This window comes from Pseudomonas sp. LG1E9, assembly GCF_003290225.1.
GTDB lineage: Bacteria > Pseudomonadota > Gammaproteobacteria > Pseudomonadales > Pseudomonadaceae > Aquipseudomonas > Aquipseudomonas cyclaminis.
The window spans coordinates 5,524,142-5,541,967 of sequence record NZ_CP029983.1 but is presented as its reverse complement, the minus strand read 5'-3'; the positions used below and the strand labels follow the sequence as shown (position 1 = coordinate 5,541,967).

The following is a 17,826-nucleotide window of genomic DNA, read 5'->3' as shown; positions in this document are numbered from 1 at the left end:
TGATTCCGCGCTCTCAAAAAGCCTTGGCAGGATACAGCACTGTAAATGACAAAAAGACTTTTATATCGACGGATGCACGAACCTTCATGGTTTTTACGCAAGTGACAAGAGGTCACACCGTTCAGAACGGCACTTTGCCCAGGATCATGTCGCGGTACATCACAAAATCCCCTATCAAGCTGTAGAACGGGTGCTGAAAGGTGGCCGGGCGGTTCTTTTCGAAGAAGAAGTGGCCAATCCAGGCAAAGCTGTAGCCCGCGATAGGCAAGGCGATCAACAGGCCCAAGGAGCCCCGGCCGATGGCATACGCCAGGATCCCGATCACCAGCGTGGTGCCGATAAAGTGCAGGCGCCGGCAGGTGCTGTTGGCGTGCTCGGCCAGGTAATAAGGGTAAAACTCGGCGAAGCTGTTGAATCGCTTGACGTTTTCCACGGTGATCGGCCCTTTGGTTGTTATGCCGCCCAACAGGTGTTCGGCGGGGAGCTTATTTGAGTCTAGAGTGATCAGTGGTAACAGCCAGTGACATTAGATGCCACTTTAGTATCCTTGGCTTCCTGGCTGCCGTTTTGAGCCTGCTTTATTAAGAAGACGCCATGAGCGAACGAACAACTTCTGCAAGCTGGGCAATGGGGATAGTCAAGGCACTGGAAATGGATGGCCTGGATTGCCGCGCTCTGTTCAAACAGCTGGGCCTGGACTACGCCGCCCTCAACGACCCCGACGCGCGGTTCCCGCAGGATTCCATGACCCGCCTGTGGCAGCGCGCAGTGGAGCTGTCGGGCAACCCGGCGATTGGCCTGAACATGGGCAAGGTGGTGCGCCCGGCGTCGTTTCATGTGACCGGTTATGCGTTGATGTCCAGTAACACACTGGCTGAAGGTTTTATGCGGCTGGTGCGTTACCAGCGGATCATCGCCGAAAGCGCCGACTTGAGTTTCCGACTGTTACCTGAAGGCTATGCGCTGATTCTGACGGTGCATGGCGACCATCTGCCGCCCACCAGGCAAAGCGCCGAAGCCTCCCTGGCCTGTGCGTTGGCGCTGTGCGGCTGGCTGACCGGGCGCACCCTGCAACCGCGCAAAGTCCTTTTGCAAGGTGAACAGCCGGCGGACCTGGAGCCCTATAAGCAAGCGTTTCATGCCCCGTTGGAGTTCAACGCGGCCTATGACGCGTTGATTTTCGAGCGCGCCGACATGGACGCGCCGCTGCCCACGGCCAACGAGGCCATGGCGCTTTTGCACGACCGGTTTGCCGGTGAATACCTGGCGCGCTTTTCCGAGAGCCGCGTGACCCACAAGGCGCGCCAGGTGCTGTGTCGCCTGCTGCCCCAGGGCGAACCCAAGCGTGAAGTGGTGGCCCAGACGTTGCACCTGTCCCAACGCACCTTGCAGCGGCGTTTGCAGGAGGAGGGCACGAGTTTCCAGACCCTCCTTGACGACACCCGCCGCGAACTGGCCGAGCAATACCTGGCGCAGCCAAGCATGACGCTGCTGGAGATTGCGTACCTGCTGGGCTTTGCCGATCCCAGCAACTTCTTCCGTGCGTTCCGCCGCTGGTTCGATGCCACGCCCGGCGAATACCGGGCGCGGTTGCAAGACACGGCGCCCGTCAGTGACGCCAGAACGCCGGGATGCACAGAACAAAGACTGTGATGATTTCCAGGCGGCCCAGCAGCATGCCCAGGGACAGGATCCACTTGGCCGCATCCGGCAGGCTGGCGAAGTTGCCCGCCGGGCCAATGGTTTCGCCAAGGCCGGGGCCGACGCCGGAGACGGTACTGGCGGCGCCGGTGAGTGCGGTCATCCAGTCCAGGCCCAGCAGCGACAGGGCCAAAGCGATCGCGCAGATGGTGATGGCGAAGAAAAACGAGAAGGTCAGGATCGACCGTACGATTTCTTCGTCGAGACGGTGGCCGTTGTACTTCTGCTTGATCACGGCACGCGGGTGAATCAGCTGGTTCAAGTTGGCCTTGAGCAGGATGTAGGCAACCTGGAAGCGGAAAATCTTGATCCCGCCAGCGGTGGACCCCGAGCAACCACCGATAAAGCCCAGGTAGAAGAACAGCATCAGTGAGAAGTTGCCCCAGAGGCTGTAGTCCCCCAGTGCAAAACCGGTGGTGGTCACGACTGACGTGACGTTCAGCGCCACGTGGCGCAAGGCATCCAGCCAATGCAAGTTGGTGGTCCACCAGTACCAAGTGCCGAGCACCAGCCAGGTCACCACCAGCAAACCGAGCAAACCCTGTACCTGTTGGTCGCGGATCAAGGCCTTGCGATTACCGCGCAAGGTGGCCACGTACAGGGTAAACGGCAGGCTGCCGAGGATCATCACCACCACCGCCACCCAGTGCACCGCCGGTTGTTTCCAGTGCGCGAGGGATTCGTCGGAGGTGGAGAAACCACCGGTGGAAATCGCCGACATCGCGTGGTTGATCGCATCGAACAGGCCCATGCCGGCCCACCAGAACGCCAGGCTGCCCAGAATGGTGATGCCCACATACGCCGCCACGATCAGCCGCGCCACCATGTGCGAGCGGGGCATGACCTTTTCCGAGCGGTCCGAGGACTCGGTCTGGAACAGGCGCATCCCACCAATGCGCAGCAGCGGCAGGATCGCCACCGCCATGCCGATAAAGCCGATACCGCCCAGCCAGTGCAGCAGTGAACGCCACATCAGGATGCCCGGCGACATGCTGTCCAGGCCGCTCAGTACCGTGGAGCCGGTGGCGGTGATGCCGGACATGCTTTCGAAAAACGAATCGGTGTAACTGATGTGCTGAGTCAGCAAAAACGGCAGCGCAGCGAACACGCACACCACCACCCAACTGGTGACCGTGAGCAGGTACATGTCGCGTGGGCGCAGGTGCACATGTTCGGGACGGCCTGGGATAACCAGCGCCAGCCCCGCGATAAAGGTGATCAGGCTGGCCCACAGGAACGAGGGCAAGTCGCTGGTGCGTTCGAAGATCACCAGGGTGGCCATGGGCACAACCATGGCGATCGCGAGTGTGATCAGGAAGATGCCGATGATGAAACCGATGATGCGCAGGGTCGGCAACGCCATGAAGTGAACTCGAAATAGGGCAGAGGCGCCATTCTACCTGGGGTGCGGGGCATGTAAACCCGGGGCTGGCGGTGCGCCGCGAGTCTCATCGTTCCGGTTGCGCAAGACAACTATGTAATTCATCCGCGGCCCTTGATCCAAGCAGCATGGAGGCTTCTCAGTCAATGGCTCCAAGGTGGTTCCATGTTCTCTAATCACGTGCCGCTGCATCCCTCGATCAGGCGGCGACTGTCGTCGATCGATACGCCGCTCCAGGTTTCCCAACTGAACGACCTGGTTGCGCTGAATGTCACGATCCGACGTTTTTTCCAGCAACAGCCAACGTTCCACGGATTTGTCCAGGACGCACTGGAACAGGCGTTCCCCGCGTTGGGTTCCCACAGCGATCCTCAGGCGATCTTCATCCGCGAGGGCAACACCAACCCGTTGTTCGACCGTGACCACACCCACAACCTGCCTGCCCATGTGTTGGATGCCGTGGTCCGGCGAATTGTCCATCAGCAGCCGTCGGACTATGCCAAAGGCAAGACTGTCTTTGAGCGCCGGACCGGAACGGGGGATGCCACCACGCCGGTGACCGAGTTGACCCCCGCCACTTTCGATCGTTTTCTGGACGCCTTGGCGGGCGAGCTGCCGGTGCGTTATGAGCGTTATCTGCAGCATTATTGGTCGAGCCCGGTCGGCCTGACCGACACTCGAACGCGCAAGGCCTGGCTGATCGCCCAGAGGTCCGAGCAACTGCGGCTTGAGGCCGAGTTGCTCAAGAGCGATGGCACCTTGAGCGACGGTGCCTACGTGCTGCTGACTAAAATCCTGCGCTATCCCGATAACGCGTCCCGGCAGCAGCACCTCAAGGGCTACCGGCCCTCTGTGTTCAGTGTGGCGCTCAAGGGTGAGGGCGCCGCGCCGAATTTGCTGCTGCACGGTGCGTTGGTGCTGACTGCCAGGGAGCCCGGCGGTCAATCCGCCAGCTCGGCACCAGATCGTGAGTTGGCGAGTGATGCCTCGGTCGGCACGGTTGTGTTGTTCACCCCGGAAAGAGGGCTTGAAGGGTTTGAAACGCTGGCGCAGCTCGATCAGGAGCTGCATCGCCGATTGAGCGCCGAGACGACCTTCGAAGAGCTGTTGATGATGATTGCCCAAAAGCACCACATCCGTGGGATGGGCACGCACAAGCAGGCGAACGCACAGAACCAGTGGCTGTACCGGGAAATCACCGACTCGGCCTGTGCGGCAAGCGTTGAGGCGCAATGTGAGCGACTGCGTGAGGACTTCGCCACCCAGATCGAGCATTTTCGCGGTCGTGAGCTGTTTGACGGGATCAGTGACCTGCCCGATAGCCTGAACCGCGTCACTGATTTGGGCGATACCTTCGGCCTGCAATCCATTGAGCTGGCGCGAGAGCCCAAGCGCATCGCCGGGCGACTCAAGGCGTTCCTGAAGTCGGCATCACCGGCCGAGCAAACCGCATGGACGAACGCTTTCACACAGTATCAACACGAGCTTGCGCGTGTGCTTGAATGGGACGGCTTGCCCTCCCTGCAGCAGTTCGGTGACAAGGCGACGTTGCTGGCCTACGCCAATGAGCAACTGCGCAACGCCTTGAAAGCCGAGCATGGGCTTGAGGTGGACCCCGATCACATCAAGGTCCAGACCAGAACGCCACGCCTACCGTCGGCGGTGTATGGCGCCGGCGCCAGGCCGGTGGTACCGGATGAAGGACCGCGCCACCTGACGCACACCCGCAGCTTGACCCAAGTGGCCCTGGAAAACGTCGGCGGGTTGGATTTCAACTTCGTCAATTTCTCCACGATCACCGATAACCAAGGCAAACCCTACGAGGGCCTGAGCGCTTCCCAGGTCAAGGACCTGGTCCGAGGCCTGAACATCGGTGAAAAATATGATGCCTTTCTCAAGGACCGCTTGCTGACATCGCCCGCAGCCCTTGCCCAGCGAGACAGTTACGCGACGCTCATGCAATACCAGGTGCGTCTGGATGCCGTTGAGGCAAAGATCGCCGGGGATTTCCTGCCCAATCGACACGACCGGGGATTCAACTGGGTCAATTGCGCTCTGGACCACCCTGAAGATACCAGTGAGCGTGCCCTGGTCGAGGGCCATCGCATTTTGGTGCGCAGCCTCAAACTGCGCGGTGCCCGGGTGCGTGGTGTGTGGGTGTTCAGTACAGCGTCGGAGTCTGTCGGCTCGCTGGTGGTGTATATGCCCCAGGCGCCTTTGGGGCGTGTGTTTTACGAGTTCAGCGATCGCGCTGCCTTTTATCGCGAGGTGATCAACCACAGCGCCTGGCACGACTACCTGGTGAGTCGCGTCAGTCGAGATGAACAGTCGAGCGTGCGTAACCTGTTGAAGACGCTGGTGCCCGGCACGCTGGTGCATCTGGCCAGGATTGCGGACAACATTTTTCTGGAGGCTTACGAGATCGAAGCCTCGGCGGCCATCAATTCAGCCGCCGCCCAATCGACCACGACCCAGGAAACCAACATCGACACGGTGTCTGGTGTGACTGAAGTGGCGCTGGATGTGGTCATGGCGATCCTGCCGATCAAGGTGACCATGGTGATCGGTTTGGCCAGGAGCCTGTATTCACTGGTCAAGGCCATCGAAGCGGCGAAACAGGGTGACCGGGAGGTGGCGGCCCATGGCTTTGTCAGAGCTTTCGCCGAATTGGTTGGCACGGTGTTTGACGGCTGGATGGGCCATGCACCGTCCCGCAAACCCTCCCAGCCCTGGAGCTTGAACAGCAAAATGGCGCAACGCACAGTGCCTTCGCGGTTAACGCCATTGAAGGGCTGGGAGCGCCAGAACGTCTTCACCCAGGCGCCCGTAAACGGTGGTTTGGCGAGGCATTTTCTGAAGGATGCCGGGCATTGGTACCTCGTCAAGTACGACGCCGATGTGCACGTCTGGCGCGTAATCGATGCACGCACGCCGTTCGCTTTTCATCATGCGCCGATCCGCCGACATGCCTTGGGGCATTGGGAAATCGCTGCACCGGCCATTGGCTTGAAAGGTGGTTTCCCCGTTGAGCGGACATTGATGAATGCCTTTCCCTATTTGTCTCGAACCCGTGCGCGGCAAGTGCTCGACTCGTTCAGCTTCCCTCAGGGGCGGGTCCTGGAACTGGAGTTGGAGTTTGCGAGGGAAATAAGTACCTGGCGTGAGATCCCCAGCCGTTTTCAGGCCTACCTGAACCGCCCCGTGGATGATGTGTGGGACTTGTTGAACGGCTACCAACCGCTTGGCGCGTCGACCGTCACGGTCAGCGAACCTGCCGTCGTGGTGCCAGGCCCCGGTTTCCCCATAGTGCCAAGTGTGTTGCCGGGCAAGTACGTATGGTCTGGCTGGAGGCTGGAGCTGGATGCTTCGCAGTTGACGCCCAATGCATCTCGTCCTCACACGTTCAAGGTACCTCAAGCGTCAGGCGTTGCAGCCGCAGATGTCATCCAGGTGGAGCAGCAGTTCTATCCAATCCTGCCCAAGGGGGACAGTTTTCCCGACAATTGGGTTCATATCTATGATCCGCGCTTGCCGCCGAGTGTCACCGCTGACATTGACGTGATGGTGAGCCGCAACATCTTTCAACAGCCTCGCTTGGCGTGTTTCGATGTGTCTAGCAATCAATGGCTGATCGATAGCAGTCGGCACTTTAAGCGAACTCCAGCTGGCTATGCGATGGAGGCCTTTCCGGTCTTGACCACACGCGCCGCTAAAAAATTGGTCGGTGCGCTGTCCGATTACTGCAATCCTGGCGGCGTTGTCAGCTCAAGCGGGCTGACGGCGTTCCTGGCTCAGTTGAACAGATGGCGTGCAAAAGGCATGGGGTTGGGGCTTGATCCATTGATGCTGCTTCAGCCTTTATCGATTATCGACAACCAAGCCCTTTCAGGGTTTGTAACGCTGAATTTCAACTTGCCCAAGGCGTACGGGAATAATCTGCTGGACCCATGGGGTGCAGTCCAAGCCAGAGCATTGCTGAAGGGCCATTTGGGCGCGATGGGCTACCAGTTCATTGCCGACGGAGGGCCGAGCCCGGAGTTGTTATTTCGATGGCCGCAAGGTGACACGGTGTACTGCATGATTCCGAGGGGCGGCGTGTCCTCGGCGCGTCACTTCGTCCCAGGTGCGCCATCGCAGTTGAGCCTGAATGTTCTGGATGAGGTGAGCAAAACGCTCATCAGGCAAAGTCAGGACAGCGGGAAGTTTGTAGTGCTGCAGGGCGGGCTGATCAATCGTTATAACAGCGCTATTGCTTCCATCATCAGGGGCTGACGCAAAGGCGGGAGACTTGTGACCAGGCACCGCAAGCATTGCGCTTGCGGTGCGCTGCTTTGATCAGAACTCGTGATCAGCATTATCCGGATTGAGGTCGCTGATGCCCAGTTTGCCCGCTGCGGCTTCGATCGAACCGGTCTGCTTGACCAGCGAGGCGATCGCGTCGCGCACGATCTGGTTGCCTGCGTCATTGCCGGCCGCGATCAACTGGTCGTAGTGCTCACCCTTGTTGGCGTGATCAACGATGACCTGCATCTTGGCTTCGGTCGCAGCCAGGTCTGCCTTCAGCGCGGTGTCGGCAGCCGGATCGGCCTTGGCCACCAGGGATGCCAGGCTCGCGCCGGTCATCTTGGTGCCGTCGACGCGTGTGTACTCGCCCAGGTAGACGTTGCGGATGCCCTTGGCGTCATAGAACTGCGAGTTGTGGGTGTTATCGCTGAAGCAATCGTGTTCGTCTTCCGGCGAGTTGGCTTCCAGGGAAACCTTCATGCGTTCACCGGCCAGTTCGCCGAGGGACAGGCTGCCCATGCCGAACAGCATTTTGCGCAGGCCGTCGGTGGCAGGTTCTGCCTCCAGGGTGGCGCGGTAGTTGTCTTCGACGTTGGGTTTCCAGTTGCCGACCATTTCCTGCAGGTCGCTGACCAGCAGTTGGGTCACGGCGCTCAGGTAGGCACGGCGGCGCTCGTTGTGGCCGCCCGTGGCGCCATCACCGGTCAGGTAGTCCGACGCAGGACGGTTGCCGGCGCCAGGGCCGGTGCCGTTCAGGTCCTGGCCCCAGAGCAGGAATTCGATGGCGTGGTAGCCGGTGGCGACGTTGGCTTCGGAACCGCCCAGCTCATTGAGGCTGGCGAGTTTTTCCGGAGTGATGTCCTTCACGTCGATCTTGTCTTCGCCGACCTGGATCTCGGTGTTGGCGATGATGTTGGCCGTGGCACCTGGGTTACCCAGGGCGTGCTCGTAGGATTTGTCTACGTAGTCGATCAGGCCTTCGTCCAGGGGCCAGGCGTTAACCTGACCTTCCCAATCGTCGATGATGGTGTTGCCGAAGCGGAACACTTCGCTCTGCAGGTAAGGCACGCGAGCGGCAACCCAGGCGGCACGGGCGGCTTTCAGGTTTTCGTCGTTCGGCTTGGCGAGGAACGCGTCGATAGCGGTCTGCAGGGTTTTCGCCGTGGACTCGGAATCGCTGTACACCGCGAATACCATGTCGGCGTAATGCGCGACCACGGCCTTGGCAGCCGCTTCGTCGACCTTGCCGGCAGGGGTGGCAGCCGCTGGAGCGGTAGTGCTGGCAGCCGGGGTCGGCGCCTGGGGCGCTGCGGCCTTGTCTTTACCTTCGCCGCAACCGGCGAGAGAAATGGCAATGGCCAGCAGACTGGCGGTGGCCAGGGGCATACGAATCATGGCGAACATCCTGCTTCGGTTGTTGATAGGGCGCGCGCGAGAGCGCAAAAACTGCGACATAATGCGAAAGATTTGCATTTTGTGTAAAGGGTTAAACGCGGGAAATATTCAGTATCGTTTTGCCGCGTCAGAGAATGGCTGCGTTATTGCGCTCGGCCTGCTTCAAAAAAACCGCCAGCTCCCGGGCCTGCAGGGGTTTGCTGTAGTAGTAGCCCTGACCTTCATGGCAGCCCTCGGAGATGATGTAAGCCTCCTGCTCGGCGGTTTCCACGCCTTCGGCGATGACCTGCATGCCCAGGCTTTTGCCCAGTTGGATAATCGCCCGCACGATCGTCGCATCGTCGTCATCGTCCAGCAGGTCCTGGACGAAGCTCTTGTCGATCTTGATCTTGTCCAGCGGCAGGCTCTTGAGATAGCTCAGCGATGAATAGCCGGTGCCGAAGTCATCAATGGCGATCAATGCCCCGGAACGGCGCAGGCTCAGCAGGTGCTGGGCGGCCGTGCTGATGTCTTCCATCAGGCCGGTTTCGGTGACTTCCAGCTCCAGGCTGCGCGGCGGTAGCCGGTAGATTTGCATCAGGTTATTGACCACCCGTGGCAACTCGGCGTGGTGCAACTGCACGGTAGACAGGTTGACCGCCATGCGCAGGTCGGTGAAGCCCTGGTCATGCCATTCGCGCAATTGCCGGCAGGCCTGGTCCAGCACCCATTCGCCAATCGGGATGATGGTGCCGTTCTGCTCGGCCAGCGGAATAAACAGGTCCGGCGGCACCAGGCCGTGTTCCGGATGTTGCCAGCGGATCAGCGCCTCTACACCCACTACATGTTGGTCGCGATAGCTGATTTGCGGCTGGTATACCAAGTGGAACTGCTCACGGCCCAAGGCGTCGCGCAGGTCTTTTTCCAGCTCGCGGCGACGGCGCATTTCGCTGTCGACGCTGGCGATATAGAACTGATAGCGGTTGCGCGAACGGCTCTTGGCCAGGGTCATGGTCTGTTCGGCTTTTTGCAGCAACTTCTCGGTGCTGTCGCCGTCTTCCGGGAACAGGGTGATGCCGATGGTGGCGCGCAGGCGAATTTCCTCATGATCGAGGGCAAACTCCGCTTCCAGGTCGTCGAGGATACTTTGCGCCAGCTCCGCCGCTTCGTAGGGCTGGTCAATATCGGCCTGTACCAGGGCGAATTGGTCGCCGCCCAGGCGGGCGAGGGTGCCGAGGCGGCCGCTGTGGGCACGCAACCGGTCTGCCAGGGCCAGCAACAATTTGTCGCCAGCCTGGTAGGTGAACTGCTCGTTGACGCTTTTGAAGTCATCCAGCCCCACGCACAACACCGCCACGCGGCGCTGGCGGCGGCCGGCGTCGATGAGGATCCTGTCCAGTTGCTCCTGCAGTTTCTGGCGATTCGGCAGGCCGGTCAGGAAGTCGTATTGAGCCATGCGCAACAGGCTGCTTTCTGCTTCATGGCGCAGGTGGGTGTTGCGCTCGATGGATTCGAGCAACTGGTTGGCGGTGTTGATCCACAACCCCAACTCGTTGTGCTCGTGGCCCTTGAGTTGCGGGATCTTGTGCTCGCTGGGGCGGTCCGGGTTGATCGACGTCAGGTGCTCGATAATCCGCGAGAGCGGCTTGGTCAGCAGCCAGTGGTAAACCAGATACAACACCAGGCCCATGGCCAAGGCACGTAACACCCCGGAAATAAAGATGATCACCGAGCTGACAATAAAACCTTTGCCATAGGTGGCCGTGTCCAGAGTGATGCTCAGGTCGCCGTAATACTCGCTGTAGGGGCCCTTACCGACCAATGCGGTGGTGAAGGTGCGTTCCCGTCCCAGGATCAGATCGGTCAACCAGCGGCTGGAGGATTGCTGCAAGGCACGGCTTTTTTCCGCGAGCATGGTTTCGTTGGGATGACCGATGGAGGCCATGCGCACGGCGTCGTCCTGAAACAGCCCTTCGATCACCTGCATACCCATCTCGCGGTCCAGGCTGTAGACGGCCTGGGTCGAGGGGTCGCGAAACATGTCGAGGATGCGCTGGGCATCGCCCGCAACGGCCTGGCGCGTCTTGTACGCATCGAAAACGATCTGCGCCACGCTCAGCGCCACGCCCACGATCAACGCCGACAGCAGCACAACCCGTAGCAACTTCACCGACAAGCTGTTCTTGAGTTCCAGCTTCAAAGGGGCATTCCTTGTCTCATGCGGGTGGCCTTCACTATGCCATGAGTATTGGCAATCTGGTGATGGCAGTCAAAGGGACATTGGGCCATCCGTAAAAAGTTACGAAAAACGGAACCGAAGACTCGGAACTGGCCACCCAAGCCATGAAAGGAATACCCCTTTCACACATTTCGGAGTATTGACGGATGATCGCAGCAGGAGCAGGAATGGCAGCAGCATCGGCGCTGGCCCCTATGGTTCTTCCACTGGTGGGCCAGGCGGCAAGCATGGCAGCGGACCTCGCAAAAACCGTGTTGAGTGGCTCAGTGGGTTCTGCCGGCGGGAGTTCGAGCCAGCCGCCGCAAATCACATTCTAATGGCGCAGGCCTGGTGCCCGCGCCGAAAAGCCCTGAGCGAGGGGGCAAGCAAGACTGCTTGCCCCCTTGAGCTACCAGCGTCTTCTTGTTTATTGCGAGAACGTGACCGTCATCTTTTCAGCCTTTGGCGCGGAAAAATCTACGGGTTTGTCTGAAGCCTCAGTGTCCTCGCCTCCAATTTTCTTTGCCATCGCATCCGCAAAGGGTTGAAGCAGTGGCGCAATCGCCTTGACCACATCTCCCACGACGGGAATGGCTGCTTTCAACAGGTCTCCAACCACCGGAATTGCTGCCGTTGCACCATTAATCATTGTTATTTCTCCGACAGGTAGTAGAGGAAAATTCCTCTCGCTGATTGCGTGGCAAAAACTGCCTGTTGGGTTCCGCCTTTTTTACAGCATAAAAAAGCCCGGCAATCGCCGGGCTCTTTTTACTGCAAGGGTTGCTTAGGCAGTGAAGGTCTTGCCTTCGAACTGCTCAGCCACGAACTTCCAGTTGACCAGGTTCCAGAACGCTTCCACATACTTTGGACGCACGTTGCGGTAGTCGATGTAGTAGGCGTGTTCCCATACGTCGCAGGTCAGCAGCGGGGTGTCGCCGCTGGTCAGCGGGTTGCCGGCGCCGATGGTGCTGGCCAGGGCCAGGGAACCGTCAGCCTTTTTCACCAGCCAGCCCCAACCGGAACCGAAGGTGCCGACGGACGTCTTGGTGAACTCTTCCTTGAACTTGTCGAACGAACCGAACGCAGCGTTGATGGCTTCAGCCAGTGCGCCGGTAGGTTGGCCGCCGGCGTTAGGCGCCAGGCAGTTCCAGTAGAAAGTGTGGTTCCAGACCTGAGCGGCGTTGTTGAAGATGCCGCCCGAAGAGGATTTGACGATCTCTTCCAGGGTCTTGCCTTCGAACTCGGTGCCAGGCACCAGGTTGTTCAGGTTCACGACGTAGGTGTTGTGGTGCTTGTCGTGGTGGTATTCCAAGGTTTCCTTGGAGATGTGCGGCTGCAGGGCATCGTGTGCGTAGGGCAGCGGCGGCAATTCGAAAGCCATGATGATTCTCCTAATCAGGTCAGTTGCGGTGAGCGCAAGGCCGATCACGGGCGGCCAAACAAGCGCCGGGGAGTTTGTACTCTTTGCGGCGCAGGGGCAGGATCATAGCACCGGGGGTGCGGCAAAACCACGCAACAACTGTGTGGAATAGAGGTTCCAGAGCCTTTTGGAATAAGTTCATGGCGCGCTTATTAATTGGTAGGCCACGCTGAACATCATCACCGCCACCAGCAGGTCCAGCAGGCGCCAGGTGGCGGGGCGTGCAAGCCAGGGTGCGAGCCACGCCGCGCCGAGCGCCAGGGTGGTGAACCACAGGAATGATGCGCTTGCGGCCCCGGCGACATAGGCGCCAGGTTCGGTCTGTTGTGCGCCGAGCGAGCCGATGAGCAGCACGGTGTCCAGGTAAACGTGGGGGTTGAGCAGCGTCACCGCCAAGGCACTGAGCAACACGGCGCGCAACGAGCGCACTTTCAGGTTGCCGCCTTGTTCCAGGCTCTGCGTGGAGAACGCCCGCCGCAGTGCCAGAGTGCCATACCACAACAGGAATGCCGCGCCGCCCCAGCGCGCAATCGCCAACAGCAGCGGGTTTTGCGCAAGCACCGTGGCCAGGCCGAACACCCCGGCGGCCACCAGTAGCGCATCACACACCACGCACAATGCCGCCACGGGTAAGTGATGTTCGCGGCGCAGGCTTTGTGCCAGGACAAAGGCGTTCTGGGTGCCAATGGCCATAATCAGGCCGAGGGCGACCAGCAGCCCGTTCAGATAGCTTTGCCACATAGGATTTACTCCGCGTCCGCCGCCAGTTGCCCCAGCACGTGCATTGCGCGCTCGGCATCGGCGCGCCCGACAAACAGATGATCGTGGTAGTAGCCGGTTGGGATCCGGTGGTCGGGCAGGGTGCAGAACACGTAGTCACCGTCATTGAGGTGCGGGCTCATGCTGCGCAGCAGGGTTGCCAGGGCGGTTTCGCCAGCCATGGGAGGTTCCTTATAGAGGTAAGCAATGCTGGTCATTCTCACGGGCGAGGCTGTATAAGAAAAACCAATATTGCTGATCGCTCATTAGAGAAACTGATGTTCGACTATAAATTGCTTTCCGCCCTCGCGGCGGTGGTGGAACAGGCTGGCTTCGAACGCGGCGCCCAAGTGCTCGGGCTGTCGCAGTCGGCCATTTCCCAGCGCATCAAGTTATTGGAAGCGCGTATCGGCCAGCCGGTGCTGGTGCGTGCATCACCGCCCACGCCCACCGATATCGGGCGGCGCCTGCTTAACCATGTGCAGCAAGTGCGGTTGCTGGAGCGCGACCTGCAAAGCCAGGTGCCCGCGCTGGACGACGAGGGCATGCCCGAACGCCTGCGCATCGCCCTCAATGCCGACAGCCTTGCGACGTGGTGGGCCGAGGCCGTCAGTGACTTCTGCGCCGAACAGCATTTGTTGCTGGATCTGATTGTGGAAGACCAGACAGTCGGCCTCAAACGCATGCGCGCCGGTGAAGTGGCGGCGTGTATCTGTGCCAGCGAACGCCCGGTGGCCGGAGCCCGCAGCCTGTTGCTGGGCGCCATGCGATATCGGGCGCTGGCCAGTCCGGCCTTTATTGCTCGTCACTTCCCGCAAGGCGTGCGCGCCGATCAACTGGTTCGCACCCCGGCGCTGGTGTTTGGCCCGGATGACTTCCTACAGCACCGCTACCTGGCATCCCTGGGCGTGGACGGCGGTTTCGAACACCATTTATGCCCATCTTCCGAAGGCTTTATCCGCCTGGCGGAATCCGGGCTTGGTTGGGGCCTGGTGCCCGAATTGCAGGTGCGCGACCAACTTGAAAAGGGCGTGCTGGTGGAGTTGTTGCCAGATAAGCCCATCGATGTACCGTTGTACTGGCATCATTGGCGCAGCGGCGGGCAGTTGTTGGGCCTGCTGACCGACCATCTGGCCCAGGCATGTGGCCAATGGTTGGTGCCGTTGGACTGATGGCGGTCGTCAAGGCAACAGCGATGAAAAACGAAAGAACACGGGGTAATACATGAAGATTCTGGTCACCGGCGCAAGCGGCTTCATCGGCGGGCGCTTTGCGCGTTTCGCCCTGGAGCAGGGCCTGGACGTGCGGGTCAACGGGCGGCGCGCCGAGGGTGTGGAGCACCTGGTACGGCGCGGTGCCGAGTTTATCCAGGGTGATCTGAATGACGCCGACCTGGTGCGCGACCTGTGCCGCGATGTCGAAGCCGTGGTGCACTGCGCCGGTGCCGTGGGGCTGTGGGGGCGTTACCAGGACTTTCACCAGGGCAACGTGCTGGTCACCGAAAACGTTGTCGAGGCCTGCCTTAAACAGCGGGTCGGGCGCCTTGTGCACCTGTCGTCGCCGTCGATCTATTTTGATGGCCGTGATCATTTGGGCCTGACCGAAGAACAAGTGCCCAAGCGCTTCAAGCATCCCTACGCCGCGACCAAATACCTGGCGGAGCAGAAGGTCTTCGGCGCCCAGGAGTTCGGTCTCGAAGTGCTGGCCCTGCGCCCGCGTTTCGTCACCGGCGCCGGGGACATGAGCATCTTCCCGCGCCTGTTGAAAATGCAGCGCAAGAAGCGCCTGGCGATCGTCGGTGACGGCCTGAACAAGGTCGACTTCACCAGCATTCACAACCTCAACGAAGCCCTGCTCAGCAGCTTGCTGGCGCCCGGCTCGGCGTTGGGCCGGGCCTACAACATCAGCAACGGCGCGCCCGTGCCGGTGTGGGATGTCGTGAACTACGTGATGCGCCAAATGGAATTGCCCCAGGTCACCCGATATCGGTCCTATGGTTTGTCCTACAGCGTGGCGGCGCTGAACGAGGCCGTCTGCTCGATGTGGCCTGGGCGGCCGGAACCCGCGTTGTCGCGCCTGGGCATGCAAGTGATGAACAAAGATTTCACCCTCGACATCAGCCGCGCCAGGCATTATCTGGATTACGAGCCCAGGGTCAGCCTGTGGACCGCCCTCGACGAGTTCTGCGGTTGGTGGAAGGCCCAGGATCCAGGGTTCAAGTAAGGTCACACCAGGCAACACATGGGGAACCGAATTCGCGGTTCCGAGTCGATCAGTGCGACGGGGCTGCGGTTTATACTCCCGTCGTTCGGCGTTCCAGCCACTTCAGCGATTCAGGGTTGATTCATGCGTAACGATGCTAAAGACGACTTCGACAACGTTCCCAGCCTGCGGGCCGATACTGGGGATGACGACGATTTCGAACCTTCCCCGGCCACCTCGGTGCGTTCGCGCAACACGCCAGTGGTCAAGGTCAAGGGCGCCAACACCGGCCCGCTGTGGGCATTGATCGGCGCGCTGCTGATCGCCTTTGCCGGCCTGGCCTGGTGGAGCTTCCAGCAGATATCCCTGATGGGGCAGCAATTGGTTGCCACCCAGGAAAGTTTTGCACGCATCAGCGAAGAAGCGGCGGGGCGCCTGCAGGATATTTCCGGCAAGGTCGTCGCCAGTGAAGCCAGCGTGAACAACGGCAGCGAAGCATTGAAACTGCAGATCAAGCAGTTGGAAAGCCAATTGCTGGAGCAGGGCAAGCAGCAGCTCGGCGTCGCCGGCCAGGCCACCGAACTGGACAAACGCCTCGCCCAAATGACAGCCAGCACCACCGAGCTGTCGAGCGCCAACGCCAAGCTGCAAGGCCAGGTCCAGGCCCTGACCGACGCGGTAGCCACGCTCAAGGCGGCACAGGGTGATGCGGGCAAGCGCGACACAGAGATCAAAGAGCTGGTCGCCGACGTTGCTGCGTTGAAAAAACAAGGCAACCCAAGCGCCGCCATCGCGCGTCTTGAGCAGGATTTGGTGGTGCTCAAAAGCGCGCAGGACAACCAGCCGGCCAATAGCGATGCGCCGACCAACAAAGAGTTCGACGTGTTCCGCATCCAGACCACGCGCAATATCACTACGTTGCAAAGCCAGGTGCAGAACCTGCAGCAACAGCTCAACGCGCCGGCGAAGGTCACCCCGCTGGGCCAATGACGTCTGGCATCCGGGGTGACTGACCCTTGTGGTGAGCCCGCTCACCACTGGAGTCATCTGTCCTTTTGCAATGTCACCACTTGGTGACATTTCCCATCCCCTTCGTTACTTGCCCACCTCCCGCCCTTGTTTAGACTCCGGTCATCCCACAAAAAATAATAAGGGCCACCCATGACCATGCAACCACTGCCTGCCAGCAGTTGGCTTAACGCGCCTGCCCACCATGCCTGGCTCGCTGCCGAAGGCCAGCGCCTGCTGTCATTTGCCAAGGCGTCGCGCCTGCCAGAAGGGTTTGGCAACCTTGACGACAAAGGCCTACTGCCGGCCAATGCCCACGCCGAAACCATGAACACCGCCCGCATGACCCACAGCTTCGCCATGGCCCATGCCATGGGTCTGCCGGGCTATGCGGCGCTGGTCGAGCACGGGGTCGCGGCCCTCAGTGGCCCTTTGCGTGATAGCAAGCACGGCGGTTGGTTCGCCACGCCCCAGGCCCAGGATGGCAACACCGGCAAGGCCGCCTACCTGCATGCGTTCGTCGCCCTGGCGGCCAGCTCGGCCGTGGTGGCGGGAGCAGCGGGTGCGCAAAACCTGCTCAATGACGCGACCCACATCATCGACCAGTTTTTCTGGAGCGAAGAAGAGGGCGTGATGCTCGAATCCTTTGCCCAGGACTGGAGCGGCGTCGAAGCCTATCGCGGCGCCAACAGCAATATGCACGCGACCGAAGCCTTCCTCGCCCTGGCCGATGTGACGGGCGATACCCGCTGGCTGGACCGTGCACTGCGGATCGTCGAGCGCGTGATTCACACCCATGCGGCCAGCAACCAGTTCATGGTCATCGAGCATTTCGACCCGCACTGGCAACCGCTGCTCAACTACAACGAAGACAACCGCGCCGACGGCTTCCGCCCCTATGGCATCACCCCCGGCCACGGTTTTGAATGGGCGCGGCTGGTGCTGCACCTGGAAGCCGCTCGCCTGCAAGCCGGGCTTGTCACGCCAGAGTGGCTGGTGAGCGACGCCGAGGGCCTGTTCGCCAGTGCCTGCGAATATGCCTGGGCCGTGGATGGCGCCCCCGGCATCGTCTATACCCTGGACTGGCACCACCAGCCGGTGGTGTGCGAACGCCTGCATTGGACGCACGCTGAGGCCAGCGCTGCAGCCCAAGCCTTGCTTAAACGCACGGGCGAACTGCATTACGAGACCTGGTATCGGCGCTTCTGGGAGTTCTGCGAAACCCACTTTATCGACCGTATCCACGGCAGTTGGCACCACGAACTCAATCCGGACAACCAGCCCAGCAGCAACATCTGGGGTGGCAAGCCGGACCTGTACCATGCCTGGCAAGCGGTGGTGCTGCCTGCACTGCCCTTGGCGCCGAGCATGACCAGCGCGTTGAGTGCTGGGCGCTATGTCACCAAGTGGTGACATTTGTGCATCCCTTTGTTACCTGCGCTCGAAAAAACCATGTTTAAACTCCGTGCAGCGCAAGCC

Annotated in this window: 14 protein-coding genes; 6 read left to right on the top strand and 8 right to left on the bottom strand. The window is 60.5% G+C overall.

The window, feature by feature from the left end; genetic code table 11:
- Positions 1–121: 121 nt before the first annotated feature.
- Positions 122–433 carry a DUF962 domain-containing protein gene (locus DNK50_RS25400; RefSeq protein WP_112196578.1) on the bottom strand — a complete coding sequence of 104 codons (312 nt, stop codon included), beginning with the start codon at positions 431–433 and terminating at the stop codon, positions 122–124.
- Between the two features lie 161 nt (positions 434–594).
- On the opposite strand from DNK50_RS25400, the gene DNK50_RS25395 reads away from it, so the two are divergent.
- Entirely contained in the window at positions 595–1,653 is a 1,059-nt protein-coding gene (locus tag DNK50_RS25395) for an AraC family transcriptional regulator (RefSeq protein WP_112196577.1), read from the top strand.
- Here the strand turns inward: DNK50_RS25395 and DNK50_RS25390 are convergent.
- Positions 1,610–3,064 carry a TrkH family potassium uptake protein gene (locus tag DNK50_RS25390; RefSeq protein ID WP_099585456.1) on the bottom strand — a complete coding sequence of 485 codons (1,455 nt, stop codon included), beginning with the start codon at positions 3,062–3,064 and terminating at the stop codon, positions 1,610–1,612. The two genes, DNK50_RS25395 and DNK50_RS25390, sit on opposite strands and share 44 nt — an antisense overlap.
- Positions 3,065–3,247: 183 nt before the next feature.
- On the opposite strand from DNK50_RS25390, the gene DNK50_RS25385 reads away from it, so the two are divergent.
- Positions 3,248–7,354, top strand: coding sequence for a dermonecrotic toxin domain-containing protein (locus DNK50_RS25385; protein WP_112196576.1), 4,107 nt, complete (start codon positions 3,248–3,250; stop codon positions 7,352–7,354).
- 63 nt (positions 7,355–7,417) lie between these two features.
- Here the strand turns inward: DNK50_RS25385 and DNK50_RS25380 are convergent, their stop codons facing one another.
- The 6 genes from DNK50_RS25380 to DNK50_RS25355 form a co-directional block, all read right to left on the bottom strand.
- The gene (locus tag DNK50_RS25380; protein WP_112196575.1) at positions 7,418–8,761 is read right to left on the bottom strand and encodes an imelysin family protein; all 1,344 of its coding nucleotides are present in this window, start codon (positions 8,759–8,761) and stop codon (positions 7,418–7,420) included.
- A gap of 127 nt (positions 8,762–8,888) precedes the next feature.
- Positions 8,889–10,940: a bifunctional diguanylate cyclase/phosphodiesterase gene (locus tag DNK50_RS25375; RefSeq protein ID WP_099585453.1), complete on the bottom strand. Its 2,052-nt coding sequence runs from the start codon at positions 10,938–10,940 to the stop codon at positions 8,889–8,891.
- A 445-nt stretch (positions 10,941–11,385) separates the two neighbouring features.
- Positions 11,386–11,607, bottom strand: a complete 222-nt coding sequence (locus DNK50_RS25370) for a hypothetical protein (protein WP_099585452.1) — start codon at positions 11,605–11,607, stop codon at positions 11,386–11,388.
- Between the two features lie 135 nt (positions 11,608–11,742).
- A complete protein-coding gene (locus DNK50_RS25365) occupies positions 11,743–12,339 on the bottom strand; it encodes a superoxide dismutase (RefSeq protein WP_003212997.1) in 597 nt (198 codons plus the stop codon).
- Between the two features lie 177 nt (positions 12,340–12,516).
- Positions 12,517–13,119 (bottom strand): LysE/ArgO family amino acid transporter, encoded by a 603-nt coding sequence (locus tag DNK50_RS25360; protein WP_099585451.1) that lies wholly within the window; start codon positions 13,117–13,119, stop codon positions 12,517–12,519.
- A gap of 5 nt (positions 13,120–13,124) precedes the next feature.
- The gene (locus DNK50_RS25355) at positions 13,125–13,319 is read right to left on the bottom strand and encodes an ACT domain-containing protein (protein ID WP_112196574.1); all 195 of its coding nucleotides are present in this window, start codon (positions 13,317–13,319) and stop codon (positions 13,125–13,127) included.
- Positions 13,320–13,415: 96 nt separating this feature from the next.
- Here DNK50_RS25355 and DNK50_RS25350 point away from each other — a divergent pair, with 96 nt between their 5' ends.
- From DNK50_RS25350 to DNK50_RS25335, 4 genes are all read left to right on the top strand, one after another.
- Entirely contained in the window at positions 13,416–14,309 is an 894-nt protein-coding gene (locus DNK50_RS25350; protein WP_112196573.1) for a LysR family transcriptional regulator ArgP, read from the top strand.
- Between the two features lie 52 nt (positions 14,310–14,361).
- Positions 14,362–15,360 (top strand): NAD(P)-dependent oxidoreductase, encoded by a 999-nt coding sequence (locus DNK50_RS25345; protein WP_112196572.1) that lies wholly within the window; start codon positions 14,362–14,364, stop codon positions 15,358–15,360.
- 123 nt (positions 15,361–15,483) lie between these two features.
- A complete protein-coding gene (locus DNK50_RS25340) occupies positions 15,484–16,329 on the top strand; it encodes an ATPase (protein ID WP_099585447.1) in 846 nt (281 codons plus the stop codon).
- Positions 16,330–16,500: 171 nt separating this feature from the next.
- Positions 16,501–17,760 carry an AGE family epimerase/isomerase gene (locus DNK50_RS25335; RefSeq protein ID WP_112196571.1) on the top strand — a complete coding sequence of 420 codons (1,260 nt, stop codon included), beginning with the start codon at positions 16,501–16,503 and terminating at the stop codon, positions 17,758–17,760.
- The last annotated feature ends 66 nt before the right edge of the window (positions 17,761–17,826 follow it).

Bases quoted from the DNA above. Each gene is read 5' to 3' on its own strand.
- DNK50_RS25395 (WP_112196577.1), top strand. From the start codon at position 595: ATGAGCGAACGAACAACTTCTGCAAGCTGGGCAATGGGGATAGTCAAG.
- DNK50_RS25390 (WP_099585456.1), bottom strand. From the start codon at position 3,064: ATGGCGTTGCCGACCCTGCGCATCATCGGTTTCATCATCGGCATCTTC.
- DNK50_RS25385 (WP_112196576.1), top strand. From the start codon at position 3,248: ATGTTCTCTAATCACGTGCCGCTGCATCCCTCGATCAGGCGGCGACTG.
- DNK50_RS25380 (WP_112196575.1), bottom strand. From the start codon at position 8,761: ATGATTCGTATGCCCCTGGCCACCGCCAGTCTGCTGGCCATTGCCATT.
- DNK50_RS25370 (WP_099585452.1), bottom strand. From the start codon at position 11,607: ATGATTAATGGTGCAACGGCAGCAATTCCGGTGGTTGGAGACCTGTTG.
- DNK50_RS25365 (WP_003212997.1), bottom strand. From the start codon at position 12,339: ATGGCTTTCGAATTGCCGCCGCTGCCCTACGCACACGATGCCCTGCAG.
- DNK50_RS25360 (WP_099585451.1), bottom strand. From the start codon at position 13,119: ATGTGGCAAAGCTATCTGAACGGGCTGCTGGTCGCCCTCGGCCTGATT.
- DNK50_RS25355 (WP_112196574.1), bottom strand. From the start codon at position 13,319: ATGGCTGGCGAAACCGCCCTGGCAACCCTGCTGCGCAGCATGAGCCCG.
- DNK50_RS25350 (WP_112196573.1), top strand. From the start codon at position 13,416: ATGTTCGACTATAAATTGCTTTCCGCCCTCGCGGCGGTGGTGGAACAG.
- DNK50_RS25345 (WP_112196572.1), top strand. From the start codon at position 14,362: ATGAAGATTCTGGTCACCGGCGCAAGCGGCTTCATCGGCGGGCGCTTT.
- DNK50_RS25340 (WP_099585447.1), top strand. From the start codon at position 15,484: ATGCGTAACGATGCTAAAGACGACTTCGACAACGTTCCCAGCCTGCGG.
- DNK50_RS25335 (WP_112196571.1), top strand. From the start codon at position 16,501: ATGACCATGCAACCACTGCCTGCCAGCAGTTGGCTTAACGCGCCTGCC.